General features: G+C 64.1%; 29 protein-coding genes, 1 tRNA gene and 1 riboswitch. Of the genes, 19 read left to right on the forward strand and 11 right to left on the reverse strand.

Features of this window, described 5'->3' with window-relative positions:
• Nucleotides 1–42: 42 nt before the first annotated feature.
• The gene (aroC, locus tag L0V05_RS05790; protein ID WP_234869135.1) at nucleotides 43–1,143 is read right to left on the reverse strand and encodes a chorismate synthase; all 1,101 of its coding nucleotides are present in this window, start codon (nucleotides 1,141–1,143) and stop codon (nucleotides 43–45) included.
• Between the two features lie 120 nt (nucleotides 1,144–1,263).
• A riboswitch (TPP riboswitch) is annotated at nucleotides 1,264–1,364 on the forward strand.
• Nucleotides 1,365–1,400: 36 nt separating this feature from the next.
• Between aroC and thiB the strand changes: the two genes are divergently transcribed.
• Genes thiB through L0V05_RS05805 form a run of 3 tightly spaced genes read left to right on the forward strand, consistent with a single transcriptional unit; the run spans nucleotide 1,401 to nucleotide 4,607 of the window.
• A complete protein-coding gene (thiB, locus tag L0V05_RS05795) occupies nucleotides 1,401–2,387 on the forward strand; it encodes a thiamine ABC transporter substrate binding subunit (RefSeq protein ID WP_234869136.1) in 987 nt (328 codons plus the stop codon).
• Complete coding sequence (locus L0V05_RS05800) at nucleotides 2,363–3,916, forward strand: thiamine/thiamine pyrophosphate ABC transporter permease ThiP (RefSeq protein WP_234869137.1); 1,554 nt, start codon at nucleotides 2,363–2,365, stop codon at nucleotides 3,914–3,916. Before thiB ends, L0V05_RS05800 begins: the two co-directional genes overlap by 25 nt.
• Complete coding sequence (locus L0V05_RS05805) at nucleotides 3,903–4,607, forward strand: thiamine ABC transporter ATP-binding protein (protein ID WP_234869138.1); 705 nt, start codon at nucleotides 3,903–3,905, stop codon at nucleotides 4,605–4,607. Before L0V05_RS05800 ends, L0V05_RS05805 begins: the two co-directional genes overlap by 14 nt.
• Nucleotides 4,608–4,659: 52 nt before the next feature.
• Here the strand turns inward: L0V05_RS05805 and L0V05_RS05810 are convergent, their stop codons facing one another.
• From L0V05_RS05810 to L0V05_RS05825, 4 genes are all read right to left on the reverse strand, one after another.
• Nucleotides 4,660–5,451: a cytochrome c1 gene (locus L0V05_RS05810; protein WP_234869139.1), complete on the reverse strand. Its 792-nt coding sequence runs from the start codon at nucleotides 5,449–5,451 to the stop codon at nucleotides 4,660–4,662.
• Between the two features lie 17 nt (nucleotides 5,452–5,468).
• Nucleotides 5,469–6,782, reverse strand: a complete 1,314-nt coding sequence (petB, locus tag L0V05_RS05815) for a cytochrome b (RefSeq protein WP_234869140.1) — start codon at nucleotides 6,780–6,782, stop codon at nucleotides 5,469–5,471.
• A gap of 10 nt (nucleotides 6,783–6,792) precedes the next feature.
• A complete protein-coding gene (petA, locus tag L0V05_RS05820; RefSeq protein WP_234869141.1) occupies nucleotides 6,793–7,353 on the reverse strand; it encodes a ubiquinol-cytochrome c reductase iron-sulfur subunit in 561 nt (186 codons plus the stop codon).
• A 245-nt stretch (nucleotides 7,354–7,598) separates the two neighbouring features.
• Nucleotides 7,599–8,210, reverse strand: a complete 612-nt coding sequence (locus tag L0V05_RS05825; RefSeq protein ID WP_234869142.1) for a glutathione S-transferase — start codon at nucleotides 8,208–8,210, stop codon at nucleotides 7,599–7,601.
• 57 nt (nucleotides 8,211–8,267) lie between these two features.
• Between L0V05_RS05825 and L0V05_RS05830 the strand changes: the two genes are divergently transcribed.
• On the forward strand, nucleotides 8,268–8,519 hold the full coding sequence (locus L0V05_RS05830) for a hypothetical protein (protein ID WP_234869143.1): 252 nt from the start codon (nucleotides 8,268–8,270) through the stop codon (nucleotides 8,517–8,519).
• A gap of 27 nt (nucleotides 8,520–8,546) precedes the next feature.
• Here the strand turns inward: L0V05_RS05830 and L0V05_RS05835 are convergent, their stop codons facing one another.
• The 3 genes from L0V05_RS05835 to L0V05_RS05845 all read right to left on the reverse strand — a co-directional run bounded on the left by L0V05_RS05835 (nucleotide 8,547) and on the right by L0V05_RS05845 (nucleotide 9,525).
• A complete protein-coding gene (locus tag L0V05_RS05835; RefSeq protein WP_234869144.1) occupies nucleotides 8,547–9,173 on the reverse strand; it encodes an FMN-binding negative transcriptional regulator in 627 nt (208 codons plus the stop codon).
• Nucleotides 9,174–9,250: 77 nt separating this feature from the next.
• The gene (gene ykgO, locus L0V05_RS05840) at nucleotides 9,251–9,376 is read right to left on the reverse strand and encodes a type B 50S ribosomal protein L36 (protein WP_100196728.1); all 126 of its coding nucleotides are present in this window, start codon (nucleotides 9,374–9,376) and stop codon (nucleotides 9,251–9,253) included.
• A gap of 74 nt (nucleotides 9,377–9,450) precedes the next feature.
• Nucleotides 9,451–9,525 (reverse strand) — tRNA-Val (locus L0V05_RS05845).
• A 176-nt stretch (nucleotides 9,526–9,701) separates the two neighbouring features.
• On the opposite strand from L0V05_RS05845, the gene L0V05_RS05850 reads away from it, so the two are divergent.
• On the forward strand, nucleotides 9,702–10,562 hold the full coding sequence (locus tag L0V05_RS05850; RefSeq protein WP_234869204.1) for an N-formylglutamate amidohydrolase: 861 nt from the start codon (nucleotides 9,702–9,704) through the stop codon (nucleotides 10,560–10,562).
• Nucleotides 10,563–10,568: 6 nt separating this feature from the next.
• Here the strand turns inward: L0V05_RS05850 and L0V05_RS05855 are convergent, their stop codons facing one another.
• Entirely contained in the window at nucleotides 10,569–11,822 is a 1,254-nt protein-coding gene (locus tag L0V05_RS05855) for a DNA polymerase IV (protein WP_234869145.1), read from the reverse strand.
• Nucleotides 11,823–12,018: 196 nt separating this feature from the next.
• On the opposite strand from L0V05_RS05855, the gene L0V05_RS05860 reads away from it, so the two are divergent.
• The 4 genes from L0V05_RS05860 (at nucleotide 12,019) to L0V05_RS05875 (ending at nucleotide 14,169) form a co-directional block, all read left to right on the forward strand.
• A complete protein-coding gene (locus L0V05_RS05860; RefSeq protein WP_234869146.1) occupies nucleotides 12,019–12,753 on the forward strand; it encodes a Crp/Fnr family transcriptional regulator in 735 nt (244 codons plus the stop codon).
• Nucleotides 12,754–12,833: 80 nt separating this feature from the next.
• Nucleotides 12,834–13,715, forward strand: coding sequence for an SPFH domain-containing protein (locus L0V05_RS05865; RefSeq protein ID WP_234869147.1), 882 nt, complete (start codon nucleotides 12,834–12,836; stop codon nucleotides 13,713–13,715).
• Nucleotides 13,715–13,981 (forward strand): NfeD family protein, encoded by a 267-nt coding sequence (locus L0V05_RS05870; protein ID WP_255683614.1) that lies wholly within the window; start codon nucleotides 13,715–13,717, stop codon nucleotides 13,979–13,981. Before L0V05_RS05865 ends, L0V05_RS05870 begins: the two co-directional genes overlap by 1 nt.
• Nucleotides 13,978–14,169: a hypothetical protein gene (locus L0V05_RS05875; protein WP_234869149.1), complete on the forward strand. Its 192-nt coding sequence runs from the start codon at nucleotides 13,978–13,980 to the stop codon at nucleotides 14,167–14,169. The genes L0V05_RS05870 and L0V05_RS05875 overlap by 4 nt, the downstream gene beginning before the upstream one ends.
• Here the strand turns inward: L0V05_RS05875 and pyrF are convergent, their stop codons facing one another.
• Nucleotides 14,170–14,871 carry an orotidine-5'-phosphate decarboxylase gene (pyrF, locus tag L0V05_RS05880; RefSeq protein WP_234869150.1) on the reverse strand — a complete coding sequence of 234 codons (702 nt, stop codon included), beginning with the start codon at nucleotides 14,869–14,871 and terminating at the stop codon, nucleotides 14,170–14,172.
• A 100-nt stretch (nucleotides 14,872–14,971) separates the two neighbouring features.
• Between pyrF and L0V05_RS05885 the strand changes: the two genes are divergently transcribed.
• The 7 genes from L0V05_RS05885 (at nucleotide 14,972) to L0V05_RS05915 (ending at nucleotide 20,474) form a co-directional block, all read left to right on the forward strand.
• On the forward strand, nucleotides 14,972–15,868 hold the full coding sequence (locus tag L0V05_RS05885) for an ROK family protein (protein WP_234869151.1): 897 nt from the start codon (nucleotides 14,972–14,974) through the stop codon (nucleotides 15,866–15,868).
• The gene (locus tag L0V05_RS05890; protein WP_234869152.1) at nucleotides 15,861–16,574 is read left to right on the forward strand and encodes a copper homeostasis protein CutC; all 714 of its coding nucleotides are present in this window, start codon (nucleotides 15,861–15,863) and stop codon (nucleotides 16,572–16,574) included. Before L0V05_RS05885 ends, L0V05_RS05890 begins: the two co-directional genes overlap by 8 nt.
• Before the next feature lie 27 nt (nucleotides 16,575–16,601).
• Nucleotides 16,602–17,375: a hypothetical protein gene (locus L0V05_RS05895; RefSeq protein ID WP_234869153.1), complete on the forward strand. Its 774-nt coding sequence runs from the start codon at nucleotides 16,602–16,604 to the stop codon at nucleotides 17,373–17,375.
• The gene (locus tag L0V05_RS05900; RefSeq protein ID WP_234869154.1) at nucleotides 17,372–18,199 is read left to right on the forward strand and encodes a TolB family protein; all 828 of its coding nucleotides are present in this window, start codon (nucleotides 17,372–17,374) and stop codon (nucleotides 18,197–18,199) included. Before L0V05_RS05895 ends, L0V05_RS05900 begins: the two co-directional genes overlap by 4 nt.
• Nucleotides 18,200–18,431: 232 nt before the next feature.
• A complete protein-coding gene (locus L0V05_RS05905; RefSeq protein ID WP_234869155.1) occupies nucleotides 18,432–18,908 on the forward strand; it encodes a fasciclin domain-containing protein in 477 nt (158 codons plus the stop codon).
• A gap of 80 nt (nucleotides 18,909–18,988) precedes the next feature.
• Nucleotides 18,989–19,486, forward strand: a complete 498-nt coding sequence (locus tag L0V05_RS05910; protein ID WP_234869156.1) for a fasciclin domain-containing protein — start codon at nucleotides 18,989–18,991, stop codon at nucleotides 19,484–19,486.
• A 199-nt stretch (nucleotides 19,487–19,685) separates the two neighbouring features.
• Nucleotides 19,686–20,474 (forward strand): class I SAM-dependent methyltransferase, encoded by a 789-nt coding sequence (locus L0V05_RS05915; RefSeq protein ID WP_234869205.1) that lies wholly within the window; start codon nucleotides 19,686–19,688, stop codon nucleotides 20,472–20,474.
• Nucleotides 20,475–20,539: 65 nt separating this feature from the next.
• Here the strand turns inward: L0V05_RS05915 and clpB are convergent, their stop codons facing one another.
• A complete protein-coding gene (clpB, locus tag L0V05_RS05920) occupies nucleotides 20,540–23,152 on the reverse strand; it encodes an ATP-dependent chaperone ClpB (protein WP_234869157.1) in 2,613 nt (870 codons plus the stop codon).
• 223 nt (nucleotides 23,153–23,375) lie between these two features.
• Between clpB and L0V05_RS05925 the strand changes: the two genes are divergently transcribed.
• The 3 genes from L0V05_RS05925 (at nucleotide 23,376) to msrQ (ending at nucleotide 26,383) form a co-directional block, all read left to right on the forward strand.
• Nucleotides 23,376–24,686, forward strand: a complete 1,311-nt coding sequence (locus L0V05_RS05925) for a YfiM family lipoprotein (RefSeq protein WP_234869158.1) — start codon at nucleotides 23,376–23,378, stop codon at nucleotides 24,684–24,686.
• 153 nt (nucleotides 24,687–24,839) lie between these two features.
• On the forward strand, nucleotides 24,840–25,760 hold the full coding sequence (msrP, locus tag L0V05_RS05930; protein WP_234869159.1) for a protein-methionine-sulfoxide reductase catalytic subunit MsrP: 921 nt from the start codon (nucleotides 24,840–24,842) through the stop codon (nucleotides 25,758–25,760).
• Complete coding sequence (gene msrQ, locus L0V05_RS05935; RefSeq protein ID WP_234869160.1) at nucleotides 25,760–26,383, forward strand: protein-methionine-sulfoxide reductase heme-binding subunit MsrQ; 624 nt, start codon at nucleotides 25,760–25,762, stop codon at nucleotides 26,381–26,383. The genes msrP and msrQ overlap by 1 nt, the downstream gene beginning before the upstream one ends.
• Nucleotides 26,384–26,624 lie beyond the last annotated feature (241 nt).

Below are 26,624 nucleotides of genomic sequence, written 5' to 3' on the forward strand. Positions count from 1 at the left end.
GCAAGACCCGCCAAGCCCGTCGCTCGCAAGCCGCGCTGACGTTCAGCCGATCCGGCCGCGCCGACCGCCGGTCTGCGCGCGATCCAGCAGCATCTGGTCGAGCAGCACGCAAGCCATCATCGCTTCGCCCACAGGAACGGCACGGATTCCCACGCAGGGGTCGTGCCGGCCTTTCGTCACAAGATCGATCTCTGCGCCGCCGGAGGTGATCGTCTGGCGGGGGGTCAGGATCGACGACGTCGGCTTCACCGCGAAACGCACCACGACCGGCTGACCTGTGGAAATCCCGCCAAGGATGCCGCCTGCGTGGTTTGACAGGTATTCCGGCCCGTCCTCGCCCATGCGGATCTCGTCGGCATTCTCGACACCTGTCAGCGCTGCCGCCGCCATGCCCTCACCGATCTCCACACCCTTTACCGCGTTGATCGACATCATCGCGCTGGCCAGCTCGCTGTCGAGCTTGGCGTAGAGCGGTGCGCCAAGGCCCGGCGGCACGCCGTCGGCAACCACCTCGATCACCGCGCCGACCGAGTTGTGCGACAGGCGCAGCTCGTCGAGATAGACCGCCCAGTCGGCCGCCGCGACCGGGTCCGGGCACCAGAAGGGATTCTGCGGAATCTGGCCTGCATCGAAGCGCGAGCGCTCGATGCCGCGCGGCCCCATCTGCACCATGTAGCCGGTGATGGACAGGTCGGGCGCCTGCTGTGCCAGCACAGCGCGGGCCACGCCCCCTGCGGCGACCCGAGCCGCCGTTTCGCGCGCGCTCGACCGCCCGCCGCCGCGATAGTCCCTCACCCCATACTTTTGATGATAGGTGATGTCGGCATGGCCGGGCCGAAAGCTCTGGGCGATGTCGCCGTAGTCCTTCGACCGCTGGTCGGTATTCTCGATCATCAACTGGATCGGCGTGCCGGTCGTGACCCCCTCGAACGTGCCCGACAGGATGCGCACCGCATCTTCCTCGCGCCGCTGTGTGGTGAATTTCGACGTGCCGGGCTTGCGCTTGTCGAGCCAGGGCTGAATGTCGGCCTCGGTCAGGGGCACGCCCGGCGGGCAGCCATCCACCGTCGCGCCAAGCGCCGGCCCGTGGCTTTCACCCCAGGTGGTGACGCGGAAGACATGTCCGAAGGTGTTGAAGCTCATGGTCCGATCCTCGTGGTCAGGGCCGGAATAGGCGAAAGCGCGGCGGAACGAAACGACTTTTCTGCGCAAAGTTCCGCCCGGATGCAGGCCCTTGCGCACGGCGTGCCCCGCGCTATGTTCGGGCTTACCTCGGGGTGTCCCTCACAGGGCTGAGACGCATTTGCGAACCCGTTGAACCTGAACCGGCTCATACCGGCGGAGGGAAGGTGCATGGAACTCCTCCTGCCCGACCTGTCCCGTCGCAACTGGAGGAAGACATGAACGCTTCGATTCTGGCTGCGGGGATCCTGACCATTGCCACGATGGCGATGGCGGAAACCCCTGTCCTGACTGTTCTGACCTATGACAGCTTCACCGCCGAATGGGGCCCCGGCCCTGCGATCGAGAAGGCCTTCGAGGCCGAATGCGGCTGCGACCTGAAATTTGTCACCGCTGGCGATGGGGCCGCAGTTCTTGCCCGGCTCAAGCTGGAAGGCACGCGGTCGGATGCCGACGTCGTGCTTGGCCTCGATACCAACCTGACCGCGGATGCAGCGGCGACGGGTCTCTTTGCGCCGCATGGCCAGACGGTGGCGACGAATCTGCCGGTCGCCTTCAACGACCCGCTTTTCCTGCCCTTTGACTGGGGCTGGTTCGCCTTTGTCTATGACAAGGCAAAGGTGCCCACTCCCCCGAAGTCCTTCGAGGACCTTGCGGCGTCGAGCCTGAAGATCGTGATCGAGGATCCCCGGTCCTCGACTCCCGGCCTGGGACTACTGATGTGGGTGAAGGCTGCCTATGGCGACCGCGCGCCCGAAATCTGGGCGGCACTTGCCGACAACATCGTGACGGTCACGCCTGGCTGGTCCGAGGCCTATGGCCTGTTCCTGAATGGTGAAGCGGACATGGTGCTGAGCTACACCACGTCACCAGCATATCATCTGATCGCGGAAAAGGATGACAGCAAGGCAGCGGCGGCCTTTGACGAAGGCAACTACCTGCAGATCGAGGTTGCAGGAAAACTCGCTTCGAGTCCGCATCAGGAGCTGGCCGACAAGTTTCTGGCCTTCATGCTGACCGAGAGCTTCCAGGGTGCCATCCCCGAGACGAACTGGATGTATCCCGCTGTCACCCCGAAAGACGGCCTGCCCAAGGGCTTTGAAACTCTGGTGATCCCGTCGAAGTCGCTGCTTCTCCCTGCCAATGAGGCGCAGGCGCTGCGGGCGCCGAGTATCGAAGAATGGCGCGCCGCGCTGGCCCGGTAACGCGCGCGGGCCGGGCTGTCGCGCTCGGCGTTGCGGCTCTGACGCTCGGCACGCTGCTGGCGGTCCTGCTGCGGGCAGAGACCGCCAGTTTCGGCCCAGCCGACTGGTCTGCCCTGCGATTCACCGTGCTTGCGGCTCTGACGGCGGCGACCCTTTCGGTTGGGCTGGCCGTTCCTGCGTCGCGTGCGCTCACACGCCGGCGCTTTCCGGGGCGGGGTCTGGTCATCACGCTGATGGGTGCCCCGTTCCTTCTGCCGGTCGTCGTTGCAGTTCTTGGGCTGCTGGCCGTCTTCGGGCGATCGGGGCTGATCAATCGCACATTCGAGGTGCTCGGGCTGTCTCCGGTCTCGATCTATGGTCCCCATGGTGTGATTCTGGGTCTCGTCTTCTTCAACTTCCCGCTTGCAGTGCGCATGGTGCTGTCCGGCTGGCAGGCGATACCGGCAGAGCGGCTGCGGCTGGCTGCGGCCTTGGGTTTCGGGCCTGACGCCGTCTTCCGTCACCTTGAGCTGCCGATGCTGCGCCAGACGTTGCCCGGTGCCTTTGTCGCGATCTTCCTCGTTTGCCTGACCAGCTTTGCCATTCCCCTGACGCTTGGCGGTGGGCCGCGGGCCACGACGCTTGAGCTTGGCATCTATCAGGCGCTGCGCTTTGACTACGATCTGGGCCGAGCCGCGCTGCTGGCGGCCGCGCAATTCGCGCTATGTGCGGTTGCTGTCGGCCTGGCCGCGCGCCTGGCACTGCCGACGCGGTTCGGAGCGGGGCTCGACCGACAGGTCGAGCGTTGGGACACCAGGGGCTGGGTCCTGCGCTTGCAGGACAGCGTTGTCCTGATGCTGAGCTGCGGATTCCTGATGCTGCCTTTGGCGATGATCGCCTTGCGCGGAGTCGAGGGGCTGCCCGAAATGCCCGCCTCTGTCTGGCCGGCGGCGCTGCGATCGGTGCTGGTCGCATTGGTGTCCACCGCGCTTTGCATGGCTGCGACCGTCACGCTGTGCGCCGCCATTTCGGCTGGCCCCGCCGCGCGCTGGATCGAGACGGCAGGGATGCTCCCGCTTGCGGCATCGTCGCTGGTGCTCGGGACGGGTCTTTTCATCCTTGTCCATCCCTTTGCCTCGCCGGAAAGGCTGGCGCTGCCGGTCACGGCACTGGTCAATGCCGCCATGGCCATGCCCTATGCCCTTCGCCTGATCCTGCCCGCGCACCGCGAGGTCGAAGCAGCGTTTGGGCGTCTCTCCGACTCGCTGGCGCTGACTGGCCTTGCCCGCCTGCGATGGCTGATCCTGCCGCGGCTGCGTCCGGTGATCGGATTCGCCTCCGGGGTGGTGGCCGCGCTCTCGATGGGCGATCTGGGCGTGATTGCTCTGTTCGCGAATGAAAGTCAGGCAACCCTGCCGCTGGTGGTGCAGCAACTTATGGGCGCTTATCGGATGCCGGCGGCCGCGGGCGCCTCGCTCTTGCTGGTGGGGCTGAGTTTCGCGCTGTTCTGGATCTGCGACAGGGGAGGACGGCGCCATGCTGCGTCTTGACAGGCTGGAGATCCGGCAGGGCGACTTTCGCCTGAACGCCGACTGGCAGGTTGCGGCGGGCGAACGTGTCGCAGTGATCGGGCCGTCTGGCGCGGGGAAATCGACCCTGCTGATGGCAATCGCGGGATTCATTGCGCCCGAGCGGGGAGACATCCTTTGGGAAGGCAGAAGTCTGCTTCAGGTGGCGCCCGGGGATCGCCCGGTCAGCACCCTGTTTCAGGACCAGAACCTGTTTCCGCATTTGACCGTCGCCCAGAACCTTGGCCTTGGGGTGTCGCCCGCGCTGCGACTTGCCCCGGTCGATCGTGCACGAATGGAAGAGGCGTTGATCCGCGTCGGGCTAGGGGGCCTTGGCGGGCGCCGTCCGGGCGAGCTTTCGGGTGGCCAGCAGGGTCGGGCTGCGTTGGCGCGGGCACTCCTGCGGGCGCGGCCCATCCTGCTTCTGGATGAGCCTTTTGCAGCGCTCGGGCCAGCACTCAAGGCCGACATGCTGGGCCTCGTCTCGGAAATCGCGGGCGAAACGGGGGCGACGGTCCTTATGGTCACCCACGATCCTGCCGATGCGGTCGCCTTCGCGCCGCGGACAGCCGTCGTGGCCGGTGGGATCGCATCACCTCCTGCCGATACGGCCGATCTGATGCGCAACCCGCCGCCGGCGCTGGCCGAATATCTTGGCAGGTTCCGAGCCTGAAACGAAAAGGCCCCGCAAAAGCGGGGCCTCTCCCTGTCTTCATGCCTGCGGATCAGGCGTGTTTCTTCTTGCCTTTGACGCCGGCCCAAAGGCGCTTGTTCGTCAGGTAGAGCAGCACCGAGAACACGCCCAGGAAGATCACCGCGACAAAGCCCGCCTGCTTGCGTGCCATCATATGCGGTTCGGCGGCCCACATCAGGAAAGCAGCGACATCCATGGCCATGTGGTCGAGGTCATTCGGGCTGCCATCGGCGAACTCGACCTGACCGTCTGACAGCGGCGGCGGCATGGCGATCCAGCCGGTCGAGAAGGCGTGGTTCTCATAGAAGGTGTTGCCCGCCTCATCCTTGGTCTCGCCGGTATAGCCGGTGAGGATCGCATGGATGTGCTCGGGTCCGCCGATCCCGTTGAACAGCTGGCTCAGGCCAGTGCCATAGGGGCCATGGAAGCCCGCGCGAGCCTTGGCCATCAGGCTGAGGTCCGGCGCGTTCGGCATGCTCGACGACGGGAACATGTCGTTCGGGGTGCGCGCGCGCGTGTCATCCAGCGCCGGATCGAAGATGTCGAACTGCGCCGCATAGGCACGAACCTGATCTTCCGGCAGTTGCGGGCCGCCTTCATCCGCCAGGCTGCGGATCGGCACGAACTTCATGCCGTGGCAGGCAGAGCAAACCTCGGTCCAGACCTGCAGGCCCCGCTGAAGTTGGTGACGGTCGTACGTGCCGAAGGGGCCTTCAAAGTTGAAGGACACATCCTCGGTATGGCCCGCCTCACCGGCGGCCAGCGCGGGACTTGCCGCGATGGCCATCAGCAGGGCGGCGCCGAGTGCGATTTTCCTGAGCATCTTGTTCAGTTCCTTTCTCACTCGGCCGGCGTGCCGTAGTGCGCTTTGAAGTCGTCTTCGATGGTCGCCGGCTGCACGAGCGGCTTCTCGATCACGCCGAGGAGCGGCAGGATGACGAGGAAGTACACGAACCAGTAAGTCGCGGCGATGAGCGAGATCCAGGTATAGATCCCCTCTGCCGGCTGAGCGCCGACCCACATCAGCACGACGAAGTCGATCGCCAGAAGCCAGAACCACCACTTGAACATGGGCCGGTACTTGCCCGACCGCACCGAAGAGGTGTCGAGCCAGGGGGCCAGCGCCATGACCGCGATCGCACCGAACATCGCAAGCACGCCAAAGAACTTGGCGTCAACGATGCCGAAGGTCACGAACTGCACGAGCTGCACGATCCAGACGTCACCGGTGAAGGCGCGCAGGATGGCGTAGAACGGCAGGAAGTACCATTCGGGCACGATATGGGCCGGCGTCGCCAGCGGGTTGGCCTCGATATAGTTGTCGGGGTGGCCCAGGTAGTTCGGCATGAAGCCGACGATGGCGAAGAAGACGGCCAGGATCAGCGCCAGCGCGAACAGATCCTTGATCACGTAGTAGGGCCAGAACGGAACAGTGTCCTTCTCGGCTTCCTGCTTGGACGTGCGGCGGACTTCCACGCCGGTCGGGTTGTTGTTGCCCGTGGTGTGGAAGGCCCAGATGTGGACCGCAACCAGCGCCGCGATGACGAACGGCAGCAGGTAGTGGAGGGAGAAGAAGCGGTTCAGCGTGGCGTTGTCCACCGCCGGGCCGCCCAGCAGCCAGGTCTGGATCGGCTCGCCGATTCCCGGGATCGCGCCGAACAGGCCGGTGATCACGGTTGCACCCCAGAACGACATCTGACCCCAGGGAAGCACGTAACCCATGAAGGCCGTGCCCATCATCAGCAGGTAGATCAGCATGCCGACGATCCAGGTCACTTCCCGCGGGGTCTTGTAGCTTCCGTAATAGAGGCCGCGGAAGATGTGCATGTAGACGGCAAAGAAGAACAGCGACGCGCCATTGGCATGGACGTAGCGCAGCATGAAGCCGCCATTTACGTCGCGCATGATGTGCTCGACCGACGCGAAGGCAAGCGAGACATGCGGGGTGTAGTGCATCGCAAGGACGACACCTGTCGCAATCTGCAACACAAGGCAGAAGGTCAGGACGATGCCCCAGATCCACATCCAGTTGAGGTTCTTCGGCGTCGGGATCATCAGCGTGTCATAGAGCAGTCCGATGATCGGAAGTCGGCGGTTCAGCCACTTCTCGGCGCCCGTTGTGGGTTCGTAATGGTCGTGCGGAATTCCGGCCATGATGCGGTCCTTACCCGAGCTTGATCGTGGTGGCGTCGGTGAATTGGGCAACCGGCACCGGCAGGTTGCGCGGGGCCGGGCCTTTGCGAATGCGGCCGGCCATGTCGTAGTGCGAGCCGTGGCAGGGGCAGAACCACCCGCCGAAATCGCCGGCATTTCCGAGCGGCACGCAACCAAGATGGGTGCAGACCCCCATCATCACCAGCCATTCGCCCGCTTCGTCGAGCGTGCGGTTCTGGTCGGCGGCATCGGCGGTAGGCGGCAGGTTCGCGTTTTCGGCATTCGTATCAACGAGTTCGGCGATCGGAACGGCGCGTCCCGCCTCGATCTCTTCGGGGGTACGGCGGCGGATGAACACCGGCTTGCCACGCCATTTGACGGTCAACTGCGTGCCGACTTCGACTGCGCTCACGTCGACGAAGATCGACGACAGGCCGCGCACATCGGCCGACGGGTTCATCTGGTTGATCAGGGGCCAGACTGCTGCACCGGTGGCCACAGCCCCAGCCCCAGCCGTGGCATAGTACAGGAAATCCCTGCGGGTGCCTGCGTTGTCTTCTGCGTGGGACACGAGAACATCTCCAATTCCGGGCCGAACGATTGGCCCATGCGCCGTTTGGGCGGCGGTTTCCCGCTGCCTTGTGGCGGTTTTTCTAGAAGGTCGAAAGGCGATCGTCCAGCGCACATTGCGGCACACATCGCCGCATCTCCGTGATTCTTTAAGCCGTTCGGCGTTCATGGCCGGATTGCCACAGATAGTGACCGCCCGCCGCGGCGCGCCTCGAGAAGGCCTTGGGTGTGCGGGTTTCGGCGGGATCAGGCGGCTGGTGGCCGGGTCGCCTGCATCGACGGTCGGGTCGAGAATCCTGCCTCCCACGCGGCCAGCGCGGGCCGTCCTGCACGCCAGTTACGGCTGTCATGACGAAAGTCGAGATAGCCAAGCGCGCAGCCCACCGCGATCTGACCGATGTCGAGAGGACCGCTCAGATGGGCAATCCAGCGCGTTTCAAGTGCGTCGAGCGCCCTTGCGATCTTTGCCCATTGTCCTTCGACCCAGTCGGGAAAGCGCTTCTCCTCGGGTCGCACCCTCACTTCGTAGACCATAAGCACCGCGGCATCGAGAATGCCGTCTGCAGTGGCTTCAACGGTCAGCGTATCCCACAGGGTGGGGGCCGCCGGGTAAAGCCGACCTCCCGCCTGTGTATCGAGGTACCGGCAGATCACCCTGCTGTCATAAAGGGAGGGGCCATCGTCACGTTCCAACGCGGGGATCTTCCCCAATGGGTTCCGGTCGATCGGCATCGTTCCCGAATCGACTGGGGTCCCCGCGGCAGGGACAAGTTCGATTTCGCCCCGTTGACCGGTTTCATGCAGCAGGACCATGACCTTGCGGACATAGGGCGATGTCGGCGAGTGGAACAGGCGCATCGCTTACACCCGCCGAATTCGCAGGCGTGCAAGGGCCGCGGCGTCGACTTCGAACCCATGTTCGCCAAAATGGACAGTTCGGCGGAAGCGGGCCGCGGCATTCGTCTGGTCTCGACCGCGCGCCTGATGAATCGCAAGCCCCTCGTCGGTATCGTCAAGCGCGTCTTCTGCCCGTTGATCGACACGACCGGTCCGGATGGCACGGCGGGCGGTCCAGAGCGCGGCAGTGGCAAGACCCGCGCCAATTGCGAGCCGGGCGATGGGGGTAAGAAGCATGGCGATCCCTCCGAACGGATGACGGGATGCTAGGTCGCGCGCCCCGTGCTGTCCATGCTCTCAGCCGACATCAGGCTGCACCTCACGCATGAGTGCCGCCAACTCATCCAGCGGGGATTGCCCTGCAAGCTCGGCAATCGCAGCGGCGGCCGCATGGCGGGCGGCTTCGGGCTTGTTCTGGTTCAGCTTCCAGGTTCCGTCCACTTTGTCGATCAACATTCGGAACGGCAAAATCATGCGCATCATCCGTTCCATGGTCCCTTCGGACATCTTGGCGCTGGTCCAGGGCCTTTTCGGCAGAAGTCCCGCCTCGAATCGAGCCGACAGGTCATCGACTTGACCCCGCAGAGCTTCGGCGTCCAACGGCTCCAGCCTTCCGCGCAGATGGACCGCCACGTAGTTCCACGTCGGCACCTGATCCTCCAGCCCATACCAGTCGGGCGACACATAGGAATCCGGTCCGGAGACGGCGAGAAGTGCAGCCGCGGGCAGATCTGCCCGCGCGATGGGATTCGAGCGGGCAAGATGAAGGCTTAGAGATTGGCCATCCTCGGCCACAAGGAAGGGCACATGGGCGGCCAGCGGTCCGTCGGCACCATTGATCGTCAGGATGCCGAATCCCCGTCTGCGGGCGAAATCCAGATTGCGCTCGGTGCCGGACTTGCGGAAGGCGGGATTGGGATGCATGGGACCTCACGGGCCAAATGGAAAAGGGCCGCAGCGGTGTTCCGCCACGGCCCCTGGATCCGGTTCGCTGAAAGCGATCAGCCCTGACGGGCCTTGTAGCGCTTTTGCGTCTTGTTGATCACATAGACCCGGCCTTTGCGGCGCACGATCTGGCAATCGCGGTGACGCGTCTTCAGCGAGCGGAGCGAGTTCGCAACCTTCATCGCACTTCTCCTTCTTCGCGGCGCGTCCGCGCCTTGAAAACAACGTGCCCCGGAGGATGCCCCGGGGCGGTGAATGGTGGGCGGTACTGGGATCGAACCAGTGGCCACTACGATGTCAACGTAGTGCTCTACCGCTGAGCTAACCGCCCACTCCGATCGTCCCGCCGCACGGTTCCCTTCAAGACGGACCCAACGCATGGCCCCGGAATGAAAAGGACGCGGGCGGGTCCGCGTCGGTCGGTGGGTCTATAAAAGGAGTCGTGAGGGTGTTCAAGAGGTTTTGGCAAAGCCGGGAAACCCGCTATATCTTGTCGTGAACATCATGATTGCACAGCCCGCCTTTGACCTCTATCTGCCCGACCGCCGCGATACGCCGGTGGTGTTTTCCTCGCCGCACAGTGGCAAGGACTATCCTCTGTCGCTCCTGTCACGCAGCACGCTGGACGAACGCAGCATACGCTCGTCCGAAGACGCCTATGTCGATGTCCTGTTCTCGCAGGCGCCGCAGCTTGGGGCGCCCTTGCTTGCCGCTCGGGTGCCGCGCGCCTTCATCGACCTCAACCGCTCTGCCGACGAGCTTGATCCCGCGCTGATCGAGGGGATCCTGCGCGCGCCCCATAATCCGCGGGTCAGTTCGGGCTTGGGAGTCATCCCGCGCGTCGTCGCCAATGGCCGGCCGATCTATCGTGGCAAGCTGCCCCTCCGCGAGGTCCATGATCGTCTTGAACAGGTCTGGCACCCTTACCACGATGCGCTGCGCACGCTCTTGGACGAAAGCCTGAACCTGTTCGGCGAGGCGATTCTGATCGATTGCCATTCCATGCCGCACGAGGCGATCGAGACGCATGCGCGCTCGAACCAGCCGCGCCCCGATGTGGTGCTGGGCGATCGATTCGGCGCTGCCGCGTCGCGCATCGTCGTTGACGAGGTCGAGGCCGCCTTCGAGCAGGTGGGGCTGCGCGTGGCCCGCAACGCTCCCTTCGCCGGGGCCTATATCACCCAGGCCTATGGCCGGCCGTCGCGCAATCAGCATGTCGTTCAGATCGAGATCGATCGCGCGCTTTACATGGACGAAGCGACCATCCAGCCGCGCGCGGATTTCGCGGACTTTCATCGACTTATAACCGATGTGATCGCCACGATCGCCGGTGGCAGGGCACAAAACCGGCCGCTTGCGGCCGAGTAGCTTCGATCAGCGCAGCGCACGGCCCTTGATGATCGCATCGCGGCCGAAGCGGGCGCGGATGGCATCCGTCGCCGCCTCGGCCTTTCGCCGCCGGGCTGCGCCAGGGTCGAGGAGGTCTGTCATCCGGTCCGCCTCGTCAGCCGGGCAAAGATCCGACAAGCCGACCCCGATCAGCCGGAATGGCCCCGGTTCGCGCGCCGTGTCGAACAGCGCTCGCGCCTCGTGATACAGCCGGTCGGCCGATTGCGTCGGTTCGCCAAGGCTGTGGCGCCGGGTGACAAGGGTGAAGTTCGCGCGCTTGAGCTTGATCGTCACCGTGCGCCCAGCCAGATCCTTCGCCTTTGCGCGGTCTGAAACCTTCTCAGACAGCCGCCAGAGATGCCCGTCGAGGATATCGGGATCGCCGGTATCCTCGTCGAAGGTCGTCTCGGACGAGATCGACTTCATCTTCTCGTCGCGATTGACCGGCCGATTGTCCTCGCCCCGCGCAAGGCTCCACAGCCGGTCGCCGAGACTGCCGAACCGGGCCTGAAGATCGCGGCGATCCCACCGCAAAAGGTCCGCGATGGTGCGGATGCCCGCCTGGGCCAGCGCCGTCTGCCCGGCCTCGCCCACGCCCCAGATGATGCGAACGGGCTTGTTTTGCAGGAACTGGACCGTCTCGGCCCGCCCGATCACCGAAAAGCCACGTGGCTTGTCGAGGTCCGAAGCGATCTTGGCGAGGAACTTGTTGTGCGACAGGCCGACGGATCCTGTGATGCCAAGCTCATCCTCCATCCGCTTGAGAAGCCGCACGAGCATCACCGCGGGGGGGGCGCCGTGCAGGCGGGCCGTACCGGAGAGGTCGAGAAAGGCCTCGTCCAGCGACAGGGGCTGGATCGCGGGTGTCAGCACCTCCATCATGGCGCGCACCTGGCGGGAAACCTCGACATAGACCTGCATCCGCGGCCTTACCACGACTGCCTCGGGACAGAGTTTCAGCGCCTGGAACATTGGCATCGCCGACCGGACGCCAGAGATTCGCGCGATGTAGCAGCAGGTCGAGACGACACCGCGCGTTCCGCCGCCGACGATCACCGGCTTGTCGCGCAGCTCCGGATTGTCGCGCTTCTCGACGCTGGCATAGAAGGCATCGCAATCCATGTGTGCGATCGACAGGCTGTCCAATTCGGGGTGTGTCAGGATGCGCGGCGACCGGCAGGCCGGACAGCGCGATCCGGCGTCGAACGGGTTCAGGCAATCTCGGCACAGGCTGGGCATGGGCCGACATTAGCAGCCGGCATTCGCACCGGAAACCAGGGGATGCAGCCTGTGGCAAGAGGCCGAACCGCCGGACCTGCCTTCTTCGTGCTTGGGCATCGCGTTTCGTTCCACGCGATGCGAGTTGACGCGAGGATGACCGGCGATCACCGTCTACGGCGGGAAGGGCACTGTGGAGCAAGGGGAGTGGGAACCGATGGAAAGCCTGTCGGGGCTGAGGAACTGGTTTGAGACCGCCACCTTGCTCGACCTGCTGGGTGTGACGGGCGTTCTGATCTATGTCGGCGCCTATCTCTGCCTGCAACTTGGATTGCTGAAGGGAGACGGTTTTGCCTATCCGGCCTTGAACCTCACGGCATCGCTGTCGGTGCTTGCGAGCCTGACGGCAAACTTCAACCCCTACTCGGTGGCGATCGAGACGTCCTGGTCGCTCATCAGCATCGTCGGCCTTACCAGACTCTATTTCGTGCATCATCATATCCGTCTGACGCCTGACGAAGCGGTGGTGGCAAACAGACTTCTGCCCGGCGTCAAGAAGGACCGGGCGCGGCAGTTGATCCGTCTGGGCCGCTTTGTGGACGCCTTGCCCGGCGAGGTCGTCGCAACCGAGGGGCATCCGGTGCGGGATCTTGCATTCGTCCTTGCAGGGGCCTGCGGTGTGGACCGGGGTGGCGTGCCCGTTGCCCGGCTTGGTCCGGGGGCACTGGTGGGAGAGATGACCTTCGCCACAGGTGCGCCGGCGACCGCAAATGTCATCGTGGCGGAGCCGTCCAGACTTTATCTTGTGGACCGCGGCGCACTCTCCGCCCATCTCGCGCGCAACCCCGATCTTGCCGCCACGATCGAGCAGAGCATTGCCAGCGACCTGCGGGTAAAGCTGGCAGAGACGACCGCGCGCCTGTCGCGCGCCATTGCCGAAGGGCGGTCATGACCGGGTGATGATGCGCGGCTGTTGCGTCAAGGCGCGGCAGAAGCCATGCTGACGCAAAGGCATTTCAGGGGAGCAATTCCGTGCAGCAGACCGACTTCGTAGGCGCGAACGCCGTCCTACTGGCCATCGCGGCCTTCCTGATCCTGTCGATATGGCTGGGCGTGAAGATCGTGCCGCAAAGCCAGAAATTCGTCGTCGAGCGGTTCGGTCGGCTGAACAAGGTCCTCGGGCCCGGGATCAACTTCGTTGTGCCCTTCCTCGACAGGGTGGCACATCGGGTTTCGATCCTCGAGCGACAGCTGCCGACAGCGCATCAGGACGCGATCACCGCCGACAACGTGCTGGTCAAGGTCGAGACGAGCGTGTTTTACCGCATTACCGAGCCGGAAAAGACCGTCTATCGCATCCGCGATGTGGATGCCGCGATCGCCACAACTGTTGCCGGCATCGTGCGCAGCGAGATCGGCAAGATGGAGCTGGACCAGGTCCAGTCGAACCGCAACGAACTTACCAGCCATATCCGCGAACATGTGCGCGCCATGGTCGATGACTGGGGGATCGAGGTGACGCGGGCCGAGATCCTGGATGTGAACCTCGACGATGCGACGCGCGCCGCGATGCTGCAGCAACTCAATGCCGAGCGCGCCCGGCGGGCACAGGTGACAGAGGCGGAAGGCAAGAAGCGCGCCGTCGAACTTAATGCAGATGCCGAGCTTTATGCGGCCGAGCAGAGCGCCAAGGCTCGCCGGGTGCTGGCGGATGCCGAAGCCTATGCGACCGGTGTGATCGCGGGAGCGATCAAGGACAACGGTATCGAGGCGGCACAGTATCAAGTCGCGCTGAAGCAGGTCGAGGCGCTGACGGCGGTTGGTCAGGGAGACGGCAAGCAGACGATCATTGTTCCGGCGCAGGCACTCGACGCGTTCGGCGATGCCTTCAAGATGCTGAGAGGACGTTCGTGATGTGGACCGAATGGTGGGTCTGGGTGGTTGCCGGTCTGGTCCTGGCAATCCTGGAGGTGGTCCTGCCCGGTTACATCTTCGCGGGATTTGCCGTTGGGGCCGTACTGACCGGCGGGATGACCTGGCTGGGCCTGCTCGGTGGCAGCCTGCCTGCGGCGCTGGTTGTCTTTGCCGTTCTCTCGCTCGGCGGCTGGGCCATCATGCGGGTGGTCTTTGGCAAAAACACTGGCGAGGTGAAGCGGTGGGACAAGGACATCAACGGATGAGCGGTATCCTGAGGTTTGGATGTCTCGCGGCTGTCGGGGCACTTTGCCTTGCTGCCTGCGACAAGCCCCTCGGCCCGGACGCAACGCCAGAACAACTGGCGATCGCTTGCGACAACGGCGATCTCGATGCCTGCTCGCGCGCCGCGCATCTGCGCAGCAGTGCCTATGAGGCTTCAGTAACGCAGTGATCAGCGCCGGGCGGGGAGTTCGGCGATGACAGCCTGGGCCGCAGTCCGTGGATCCGCTGCCTGCCAGATCGGGCGGCCGACAACGATGTGATCCGCGCCGTCGGCAATGGCGCTGGCCGGGGTAGCAATGCGCTTCTGGTCGCCCTTCTCTGCCCCCGCGGGTCGGATCCCGGGCGTCACGATCAGCTTGCCTGCGGATTCAGGCATGGCGCGGATGGCGGCAGCTTCGCGCGGGCTGGTGATCACGCCGTCGGCGCCAGCAGCGAAGGCACGGGCCGCGCGTTCGACCGTGATCTGGGACAGGTCGCCCGGCTGAATCAGGTTGGCGTCAAGGTCGGCCCGATCAAGCGATGTCAGAACGGTCACCGCTAGGATCTTCGTAGCGCTTCCCTTGCGGCCTTCGGCCGCGGCGCGAACGACCTGCGGATCGCCGTGGACGGTCAGGAAATCAAGGTCGTAGCGGGCAATGCCGCGCACGGCTGCCTCCACCGTCGCGCCGATGTCGAAGAATTTCATGTCGAGGAAGACCCGCAGGCCACGTTCCTGCTTCAGCTCGTTGGCAAGCGCCAGGCCGCCGCCAGTCAGCATCCCGAGGCCGATCTTGTAGAAGCTTGCTGCATCCCCGATCCGGTCGACCAGATCCAGAGCCTGAACCACGTTCGGAACGTCGAGAGCGACGATCAGGCGGTCATCTGCAGGCATGGTGTCCTCCGGCCTCTGGGCGGGGGCGTCATGCGGCCCAAGCGCGGGGCTGTCAAGAGCCGGACAGGATGGTAAGGCTGGCGGCAAGGGAGGATCGGGCGTGCTGGTCTGTTTCGACATTGGCGGATCACGGATCAAGGCAGCCCGGTCACCTGCACCGGGCATTGTCGAACCCTTGGGGGAAGTGCCGACGCCTCGTGACGATGCCAGGGCTTTTGCAGAAGCGTTGCGGCGGTTTGTCGGGAATTCTGCCGCCATTGCCATCTCGATCACAGGCGTAGTCGCCCCCGAGACGGGGCGGATCCGGGTGGCAAACATCCCAGGCCTCAATGGAACATGCCTGGCCGAGGATTTGCGCGCCGCGCTTGGAAAGCCGGTCTGGGTTGGCAACGACGCCGATTGCTTTACGCTGGCAGAGGCGGCACGGGGGGCAGGGCGTGGCCATCGCAATGTTTTCGGAGTGATCCTTGGCACGGGCGTCGGCGGTGGGCTCGTGATCGACGGACGGCTGATCTCCGGCGCTGGTGGTTATGTCGGCGAGTGGGGTCACGGGCCGGCGGCGGGAACCACGGCGGCGGGCTGGATGGTGCCACGGCTGGCCTGTGGCTGCGGTCTGACCGGTTGTATCGATACGGTGGGCGGGGCGCGCGGGATCGAGCGCCTGCACAGGCATCTGAATGGGGTTGACGCCAGCTCCCGCCAGATCGTCGAGGACTGGCGGTCGGGTGATGCGGCGGCGATCCGCACCATTGCAGTCTGGCGTGACCTGGTTGCCGGACCCCTGGCCATGGTGCTGAACACGGTCGGATCGAGCGTCGTTCCGGTTGGCGGGGGATTGTCGACGGCACCTGACCTGATCGCGGCGCTGGACATTGCTGTTCGGGGAAGGGTTCTTCGTCCCGACACCGGGCAGATCCTGAAGGTCGCCGAGGCGGCCGAGGAGCCGGGACTTGTCGGCGCCTCTCTGGCGGGTCATGCGGAGTTTGGCCATGACTAGGATCCTGCTCGAGGTTTGCGTCGATTGCCCCGAAAGTCTGCGGGCCGCGATTGCGGGCGGCGCAGACAGGATTGAGTTGTGCTCGGCGCTGGAGATCGGCGGACTGACGCCCTCGCTGGGCTTCATGCGGCTGGCCGGCACCATGCCGGTGCAGGTCCATGCTCTGATCCGGCCAAGATCGGGCGGCTTCGAGTTTGACGCCGACGAGCTGGGCCAGATGGTCGAGGACATCCGCGCTGCGCGGGAGGCTGGGCTCGCGGGTGTGGTGATCGGCGCGCTGCGGGGCGGTGTTCTGGACCTTGAAACGCTGATGCGGCTGAAGGCAGCCGCCGGACCAATGTCTTGCACGCTGCACAGGGCCTTCGATCTTTGCGCCGATCCCTTCGCCGCGCTCGACCAATCGGTCGCCATAGGGCTCGACCGGATCCTTACTTCGGGGCAGGCGGTGACGGCGATGGAGGGGGCAGCCCTGCTTGGCCGACTGTTCGGCCATGCAGACGGACGTATCGGCATTCTGCCCGCAGCAGGCATAACCGACAGGTCCGTGGCTGCTCTGTCCAGCCTGCCGCTGACCGAGGTTCATGCCTCTTGCTCCGTTCTCGGGCCGACGGCGCCCTTGGGCTTCGGCGCGGCGCGGGTAACGACGGTCGCGCGGGTGCGGGCGCTCAAGGCGGCGCTGGTTGACTTGGGCAGGCATTCGAGTTGACTTGAGCCCTGCAGAACGGAGGGTCTCATGCAGATCACCATCACGCTCGACCGCCCGGAAGAGGGGCCTCGTTCCGGCCCGGTTACGGTCGGCTGGTTCCTGACCGAGGACAAGGGCGCGGTGCTGTTCGATGCACCCGAACGACTGGTCTCGCGCGGGGTGCAGAGAAACCACGCCAAGTCCGCCTCGCGCTGCCCCGCCGTGATCCAGATGGAAAGCCGGTATTTCGTGGTGAATTGCCCCTACGACCTGCATCTGGGCTTCCAGCGCGACGACAAGGGCAAGCCGCAATTGGTGAACCGGGCCGGGGCGGCGGGTGCGGTGCGGGCATCGAAACTCGGGCCGCTCCTGACCCTCGTGCCCGAGGTCGAATGGCGCTTTGCGGATCGCCCGACGATACAGCTGGCGCTGCCCTATTGCTTCATTGCTGATGAGCCGCTGTGGATCACCCAGATCGGCTGCTTTGCCCACTACCGACCCGATCCTCTGCCAGGCACGATCTTCGGCGGCCGCTTCCCCATCAATGTCTGGCCCCGGCCACTGATGTGGGCGTTCGAATGGCACGATACCTCGAAGGACATCGTCCTGCGTCGGGGGGAGCCGCTGTTCTATGTCCAGTTCGAGGCGGAAGGGCCGGATCGCGCCATCCAGCTGGTTGAGGCTGAACGGACGCCGGAGCTGAAGGAGTACATGGACAAGATCGGCGGCGTGGTGAACTACGTCAACCAGACCTTCAGCCTGTTCAAGGCAGCCGAGTCCATCCGGCCGCCGAAGCTTCTCAAGCGCAAGGAGAGGGAGTGAGGAGTTTCCTCGAGATCCACGACGTTGCGACCGGGCGGACGCGCCTTGTTCTGGCGACCGAGCGGCTGATCGAGGCGCCGAACTGGCATCCGGACGGATGGCTGCTTGTCAATTGTGACCGCAGGCTGTTCCGCGTGCCGCTCGAAAGTCCGGACCTTATCCCGATCGACACTGGTTCGGCCTTGCGCTGCAACAATGATCACGGTTTCTCGCCGGATGGGCGACAGATCTATTTCTCATCGCATACAGACCGCGGATCCGAGATCTACCGGATGCCGGCGGCCGGGGGGGACCCGGTTCGGGTGACCGACAAGGCGCCATCCTGGTGGCATGGCATATCGCGGGACGGGCGATGGATCACCTATGCAGCGGCACGCGAGAGCCGGATAGTCGATATCTGTCTCTGCCCAGCCGAGGGCGGCGATGAGGTAAGGCTGACCTTCGGTGAAGGCCATAGCGATGGGCCGGACTTCAGCGCGGACGGCGAGTGGATCTGGTACAATTCCGACCGCAGCGGACACGCGCAGATCTGGCGGGTGAAGCGTGATGCGACCGGCCATGAGCAGGTCTTTGACGACGCGTTCGTCAATTGGTTTCCACATCCGTCGCCGGATGGCCGCCATGTCCTGTATCTGGCCTACCCACCCGGCACGGAGGGGCATCCACGTGATCTGCCCGTCGAACTGAAGCTGATCAGCGCTGATGGCCGTGATCGGAGGACGGTTGCGTCATTCATCGGCGGACAGGGCACGATCAACACGCCCAGCTGGGCGCCAGACGGTTCCGCATTCGCCTATATGCGCTACGCCCCGGTCGACCCTTAGGCTCAGCACGCTCATTCAGGCTTCGAAACGGCACGGGATCCACGACCAGTGCGATCACAAACGATAAATCTGCATCACAGGTTTTTGACTGGAAAAAAAGAGCGGCCAGAGCTTAGGGCGGCCTTCCATTCTGGCAAGGCCCGGACCTCCGCAGCAGTGCCGCATCCAGCCCGCAGTATACCCCGTAGCAAGAACACCAAAGCAACTTGGTGCACCAAAACGGGAGAGACCAATGATCCGTCGTACCTTTCTTTCGCTGACCGCTGCTGCCTTCCTGGCCGTGCCTGCCCATGCCCAGGAGAAAGACATCGTCGATACCGCTGTCGGGGCCGGCAACTTCACGACGCTTGTAGCGGCCGTGCAAGCCGCAGGCCTTGTCGACACGCTGAAGGGGGCAGGGCCGTTCACTGTCTTCGCACCGACCGATGCGGCCTTTGCCGCCCTTCCCGCCGGAACTGTGGACGATCTGCTGAAGCCCGAAAACAAGGATAAGCTGGTCGCTGTGCTGACCTATCATGTGGTCCCGGGCAAGGTCATGTCGACTGACCTGACCGAAGGCATGAAGGCCAAGACGGTCCAGGGCAGCGACGTGACCATCACCCTTGACGGCGGTCCGAAGGTGAACGGCGCCGCGATCTCGACCCCCGATATCGCCGCCTCGAACGGTGTCATCCATGTCATCGACGCGGTGATCCTGCCTCCGATGTGATGGCTAGCGCCGGGAGCGTGGCACGGCCCGCTCCCGGCGCACCCCTGCACCACCCGAACCAGACCTGAGGGAGAGAGAAGATGATCAACAAGCGTCGTTTCTTCGGCTTGGCAGGAGCACTTGCTGTCTCGGCCGTCGTCGCAGCGTGTACCCCTGTTTCAACCCGCCCTGACATCGTTGGCGTCGCGGCCTCCAACAACCAGTTCAGCACGCTCGTCGCCGCGGTCCAGGCCGCCGGCCTGGCAGACACGCTGAAAGGTGACGGACCGTTTACCCTGTTCGCACCGACCGACGCCGCCTTTGCCGCTCTGCCGGCCGGCACGGTAGAGAACCTGCTGAAGCCCGAGAACAAGGATCAACTGGTCAAGATCCTGACCTATCATGTCGTTCCCGGCGCCGTGACCTCGGACCAGCTTGCCGGAAAGCGGATGAATGTTGCGACCGTGGAAGGCAGCGACGTGCATATCAACGCCACTGGATCCTCCGTGCGTGTGAACAACGCGACCGTGACCCAGGCCGACATCATCGCCTCGAACGGTGTCATCCACCGGATCGACCGCGTCTTGCTTCCGAACTGATAACCGGGACCGTCCGCGCCGCCGAGCGGTGCGGGCGGTCTGCCCCCCAATCTGTGGGTGTTGGATCACAGGCATGATCGGCGATACTTGTTCTTCCAAGGCTATCGCCATATCCCCGCTCGGAGGGAAAGCGCTGGCCCAGCACTTCGAGGCACGGTCCCGCCCTGTCTGGTGCGATCAACGGCTCGGCCCCGCCGGTATGTCGCCATTGGGTGAGGCCGCTTTGGAAGATCGACTGTACACCGACGCGGACCTTGTCCAGTTTTACGACCTGGAGAACGGCTGGGGCCCGGACGTCGAGTTCTGCGCATCGCTTTGCCAGCATGCAGACTCGCTTCTTGATCTTGGATGCGGGACCGGCCTGTTCGCTGCCAGGATGGCTGTGTGTGGGACGGCGCGAGTGACGGGTGTAGATCCCGCGCGGGCCATGCTCGAGGTCGCGCGAAGCAGGGCTGGCGGAGACAGGGTCAACTGGGTCGAAGCCTCCGCCCAGTCTGTTCGGCTCGGGCAGAAGTTCGACCTGATCGTGTTGACGGGTCATGCCTTTCAGGTCTTTCTGACCGAAGCCGACCGGCGCGCCGTGCTGCAGACAATCCAGGCCCATCTTGCCCCCAATGGCCGTTTCATCTTCGACACTCGCAATCCGGCGGTCGAGGAATGGCGGGAATGGACGCCAGCCCAATCGCAGCGCGTGATCGACCATCCCACGCTCGGGCAGGTCCGGGCCTGGAACGATGTCGAGCAAGACGAAGAGACCCAGGTCGTTACTTACGGCACCTTCTATGAGCCCAGCTCCGGAGGCGCCGTTTTGTCCGCGCAGTCGCGGATCGCCTTTCCCTACCGCGAGGAGCTGGTGCGGCTGATGGCAGAGACGGGTCTGACCGCGGTGGATTGGTTCGGCGACTGGCAAGGCGGGCCGCTCGGATCGGACCGGCCGGAAATCATCGTCCTCGGGACACTCGCAGGACCGGTCGGGCAGGTCGCCTAACGCACCAGGCATGAAAAAGGGGAAGGGCCTAAGCCCTTCCCCCTGTCACGTGGATCGGCCGGCGATCAGTGAACGACCGCATCCTGCGGTCGTTCGCGCCGCGAGGACGACACGCGGTCGCCGATGATCAGGCCATCGGCCCCGGCGCTGACATGGACGGTCGAGCCATCCATGACGTCGCCTGCAAGGATCATCTCGGCCAGCTGGTCCTGCAGGTGGCGCTGGATCACGCGCTTCAGCGGACGTGCGCCAAACACCGGATCGTAGCCTTCCTCTGCCAGCCAGGCCTTCGCTGCGTCGTCGATTTCCAGCGTGACCTTGCGGTTCACCAGACGCTTCTCCAGCCGCTTGAGCTGGATATCAACGATCCCGCTCATATCCGCCCGGCCCAGCCGGTCGAAGATGATGGTCTCGTCCAGACGGTTCAGGAATTCGGGGCGGAAATGGGCCCGCACCGCTTCCATCACCTCGCGCCGCGCCGCCGTCGGGTCGGCCCCGTCTGGCAGCTGGCTCAGCGCATAGGCGCCAAGGTTCGAGGTCAGCACGATCAGCGTCTGCTTGAAGTCGACCGTCCGGCCCTGACCATCCGTCAGGATGCCGTCATCCAACACCTGCAGGAGGACGTTGAACACGTCCGGATGCGCCTTCTCGACCTCGTCGAACAGCACGACCTGATAGGGCCGGCGCCGCACGGCTTCGGTCAGTACACCGCCTTCATCATAGCCGACATAGCCCGGAGGTGCGCCGATCAGACGCGCGACCGAGTGCTTCTCCATGAACTCCGACATGTCGATCCGCACCATGGCGTTCTCGTCGTCGAACAGGTACTCGGCCACGGCCTTGGTCAGTTCGGTCTTGCCGACGCCGGTAGGGCCGAGGAACAGGAAGCTGCCCAGAGGACGGTTCTCGTCGTTCAGTCCAGCCCGGGCACGGCGCACGGCATTCGCAACGGCGGTGACCGCCTGACGCTGACCGATGACGCGCTTGCCCAGTTCCTCTTCCATGCGGAGCAGTTTCTCGCGCTCGCCTTCCAGCATCTTCGAGGTCGGGATGCCGGTCCAGCGCTCCACCACCTCGGCGATCTGCTCCGGCCGCACGGCCTCTTCCACCAGCATGTCGCCTTCGCGGGCTTCCGCTTCGGCCAGCTTGCGCTCAAGCCCCGGAATGATGCCGTAGGACAGCTCCCCGGCCTTGGCGAGGTTGCCTTCCCGCTTGGCCTGATCCAGTTCGGCGCGAGCCTTGTCGAGTTGTTCTTTCAGAACCCGGCTTGCTTCCAGCTGGTCACGCTCAGCCTGCCACTTGGCCGTCATTTCGGCCGAGCGCTCCATCAGGTCGGATAGCTCCTTCTCGAGCTTTTCGAGACGGTCCTTCGACGCGGTGTCGTCTTCCTTCTTCAGCGCCTCGCCCTCGATCTGCAGCTGCAGGATCTGGCGATCCAGCGCGTCAAGCTCTTCGGGCTTGCTGTCGACTTCCATCCGCAGACGGCTGGCCGCCTCGTCCATCAGGTCGATGGCCTTGTCGGGCAGGAAGCGGTCGGTGATGTAGCGGTGGCTCAACGTCGCCGCAGCGACAAGAGCAGAGTCCGAGATCCGCACACCGTGGTGCAGCTCGTACTTCTCCTTGATGCCGCGCAAGATGCTGATCGTGTCCTCGACCGTCGGCTCGTTGACCATCACCGGCTGGAACCGGCGGGCCAAGGCCGCGTCCTTCTCGACATACTTGCGGTACTCGTCGAGCGTGGTCGCGCCGATGCAGTGCAGCTCACCCCGGGCCAGTGCCGGCTTGATCAGGTTGGCCGCATCCATCGCGCCATCCGATTTGCCCGCGCCAACCAGCGTGTGCATCTCGTCGATGAACAGGATGATCTCGCCCGACGCCGCCTCGATTTCCTTGAGGATGGCTTTCAGACGTTCTTCAAACTCGCCGCGATATTTCGCGCCGGCGATCAGGGCGCCCATGTCGAGCGCCATCAGCCGCTTGTTGCGGAGAGATTCCGGCACGTCGCCATCGACGATCCGCAGGGCGAGGCCCTCGGCGATCGCGGTCTTACCAACGCCAGGTTCGCCGATCAGCACAGGGTTGTTCTTGGTGCGGCGCGAAAGGACCTGCATCGCGCGACGGATTTCCTCGTCGCGACCGATGATCGGGTCGATCTTGCCCTGTTCGGCGGCCTCGGTCAGATCGCGGGCGTATTTCTTCAGCGCGTCATAGCCTTCCTCGGCCGACGCGGTGTCGGCGGTGCGACCCTTGCGGATCTCGTTGATCGCGGTGTTCAGCTTCTGGGCCGACACGGCACCCGCATCGAGGGCGTCCTTCGCCTTCGACGGCACCATGCACAGGGCCATGAGGATGCGTTCGACCGGCACAAAGCTGTCGCCTGCCTTGGTCGCGACCTTTTCGGCCTCGTCCAGAACCCGCGCCAGTGCGGGGTCCATGAAAGGCTGGGCATCGCCCGACACCTTCGGCAATTTGGACAGCGCCAGATTGACCGCTTCCGCCACGCGCAGCGGCTCGCCGCCGGCGCGTTTGATCAGATTGGACGCAAGCCCCTGATCGTCATCCATCAATGCCTTCAAAAGATGCTCTGGCGCGAGCCGCTGGTGGCTCTCCCGCATCGCAATCGTCTGCGCGGCCTGAAGGAACCCGCGCGACCGTTCCGTGAACTTTTCGAGGTTCATCGGCAAGTCTCCCTTTCTCAGCGCCGGATCGCGGTCCGCCCTTCATAGGCACGGCCCGCCCGGCCTCGGTGTGGATGTGGGAGGCCGGGCTCACCCTCGCAAGACCGCCATTACGCTGCGCTGCCGAAAAATTTGCAGGACTTCCGCTTGCCCCCGTCTCAACCCGGCTGGACAGGCTTTCCGCCTCGTGCCAGCCTCTGACGCCCTTCGACAGGATCCCCGGATGCGCCGCATTTTCTCAGTGCTCATGTTTCTCGTCGCCATGGCGGGGATAGTCCTGCTCGGTCTGGGCACCGCATTCCTTCAGAAAGAGCCCCTTCTTCCCGCGATGGCCGCGCCGGGTCCTGCCGATGTCACGGCGGCACGCAAGGTTGTCCATCGGATACGGGCTGCAACCGAGGCCAAGACACCAACAGACAAACCCGTATCGATCTCGACTGCCGAGCTTGAATCGGCAATGCGGCTGGGGGCCCGGGTGATGCCCGGTCTCAGGGCAAGCGCGCAGGTCGAGGAAGATGGTGTCGTCGCGACGGCCTCGATTCCCTTGCCGTGGATCACTGGTCAGCGCTGGCTGAACATGCGTGCGGTTATCCCGCCTTTCGACGGCGCCCTCACCGTCTCCTCCGTCACCGTTGGGGGACGAAACCTGCCTCCGGCTACGGCACTGACGATCGGACGTCTGGCCGCGAACCTGATCCTGGGCGGCAAGACGGGTGGGCAGATCCTCGATAGCGCCCAGTCGATGCAGATCGAGGGCAGCAAGATGGTCTTCGCCCTGAGGCTGGATCGCGAAGGACGGGGCGAGGTGATTGGCAACGTCTTCGGCGCCCTTCGGCAGGGTGAAATGCCGCCGGCAGACCAGATCGACGGCTATTACCGCAAGATCCGGCAGGCAATGGATGACGGTACCCTGCCCGTGAGCGGGAGTTTTCTGCCTCATTTGCGTTTCACGCTTGAAGCGGCGCAGGCCAATGCAACGGACAAGACCGCCGCTGACGAATTCACGGCGGCGATCTTTGGGCTGACAAAGGCCTGCGGGGCGCGTGATTTCGCGGTGATCGTCGGCCGCCTTGCTGATGGCAGTCTGGACGACTTCGGGTCGTGGAAACGCAACTGCAACCGGGTCACCCTTGCGGGTCGTGTCGACTCGCGCCTCCATTTCATCACGGCGGCGGCGATCAAGGCGGCTGGCAACCGCGGTCTTGCCGTGTCGATGGGAGAGTTCAAGGAGCTTTTCGATCAGCGCAAGGGTGGCAGCAGCTTCGACTTCACCGATATTGCCGCCGACAACTCCGGTATCCGCCTATCGGACCTCTTCATGTCGGCTCCACTCGCGGCCTGGCCCGCTCTCATCGGGCGATTGGGATCGGAGGAGGACTTCCTTGCCTCCTACGATGGCTTGCCAAAGCCCATCCCCGACAAGGAGTTCAGGTCGATCTACGGTGACATCAATTCCGACGCCTACGCGGCCATGATCGCTGAGATCGAAAGCCGCATTACCCAGACCCGCCTCCACGCGACGCCTCCGGGTTGACCAACGATTGTGGCGGTTAAGGCACCGCTCCGCTTTCCGTGAACGGTCTTTACCAATCGTGACGGGAAAAATTGCGCTTTGGCGTAAACTCAATCCTTTCTGATCCGTATTGAATAGGGACAGAAACCGGTTGTCGGCAGCCAGGAGAGCGAGATGCGCCATCAGAACGGGAGTGATCTGAGCTGGTCCGATGTGACCGACAAATCCGTTTGGCTGAACCGTCGCCAACTGATCGCGGGTGCGGCGGCGATCGGTCTCGCCGGCCCGGCGGCCGCCGGGATCAGCGCGGTCCCGAGTTCCCTTTCGACCCAGGAAAAGCCGAACACGCTCGAGGAAATCACCAGCTACAACAACTTCTACGAATTCGGCCTGGGGAAGGAGGATCCCGCCGCATATGCAAGCGCGCTGACGGTCGATCCGTGGTCGATCCAGATTGATGGGCTGGTCGATCGGCCTGGCACCTATCCGCTGGACGACATTCTCAAGGGCGTGACTTTGGAAGAGCGCATCTATCGCTTCCGCTGTGTCGAGGCGTGGGGGATGGTCATTCCCTGGATCGGTTTCCCTCTGGCCACGGTGCTCGATCGCGTCGGCATCCAGTCCGGGGCGAAATACGTGGCCTTCGAAACTCTGCTGCGCCCCGAAGAAATGCCGGGACAACGCAGTTCTATCCTCGACTGGCCCTACCGAGAGGGGCTGAGGTTGGACGAGGCGATGCATCCGCTGACGATTCTCGCCACCGGGCTTTACGGGGAAGAGATGCCAAAGCAGAACGGTGCGCCGATCCGCCTGGTCGTTCCTTGGAAATATGGCTTCAAGTCGATCAAGAGCATCGTGAGGATCAGTCTTGTCGCCGAGCAGCCAGAGACGACCTGGAACATGATGGCTCCGGGCGAATACGGGTTCTATGCAAACGTGAATCCGGGCGTTGATCATCCCCGCTGGAGTCAGGCCTCCGAACGTCGGATCGGTGCGGGGCTGTTTTCCAGCCGCCAGGAGACGGTGCTTTTCAATGGCTATGCCGATGAGGTTGCCGGGCTCTACAAGGGCATGGACCTGGCGAAGTTCTACTGATGCCGCTCGCTGAGACGATCAATCGTGGGCTAAAGCGGCTTCCACCGGGTGCTGCCTATGCCTTGGGTCTTCTTCCCCTCGGCTGGCTGGTCTGGCGCGCGATTTCCGGCGATCTTGGGGTCGACCCGGTGAAGACGTTGGAGCACCGCCTTGGACTGCTGGCACTGCAGTTCCTGATTGCCGGGCTGTGCATCACACCGTTGCGCCGTCTGGCAGGCATAAACCTGATCCGCTATCGCCGGGCGATCGGCCTGATCGCCTTTCTCTATGCCGTGCTTCATCTTGCGGTCTGGCTGGCGCTTGATCTGCAGTTCCGTTGGGCCGAGATCGGCTCGGACCTGACACGCAGGCCCTATATTGTCGTTGGCATGGTGGCCTTCGTGCTAATGGTGCCTCTGGCGCTGACGTCGAACGACGCATCTCTGCGGTGGATGGGGACGCCAGGCTGGCGGCGGCTCCACCAGCTCGTCTATGTCCTCGTGCCGCTTGCGGCGCTGCATTTCCTGATGGTGGTGAAAGCCTGGCCATGGGAGCCGATCCTCTACCTGGCCGCAGCAGTTGGATTGGTGGGACTCCGTGCGCTCTGGATTCGCCGCTTTGCAGCAGGTGGCGCGGCTCGATGACCGCGATGCAGCAACGATGATGCAGCGCACCTTGCCTCATTGTGTCGGAAGCTGCGCGACCCCCTAGATTTTGCGCAAGCAATGTGCGGCGGGAAAAAAATGTCATCTTTCTGTTTTTTTCCTCTTGCGGCCTGCGGCGTCGCTCCGTAAATAGCCCCTCACCGACGCGGCAGACGCTGCAACGGTGGCCGGGACGAAGCGCGCAAGCGCAGAAATCGGCGGGAAATTCTGGAGCGAAGTT

The organism is Alitabrizicola rongguiensis, from assembly GCF_021491355.1.
GTDB lineage: Bacteria > Pseudomonadota > Alphaproteobacteria > Rhodobacterales > Rhodobacteraceae > Aliitabrizicola > Aliitabrizicola rongguiensis.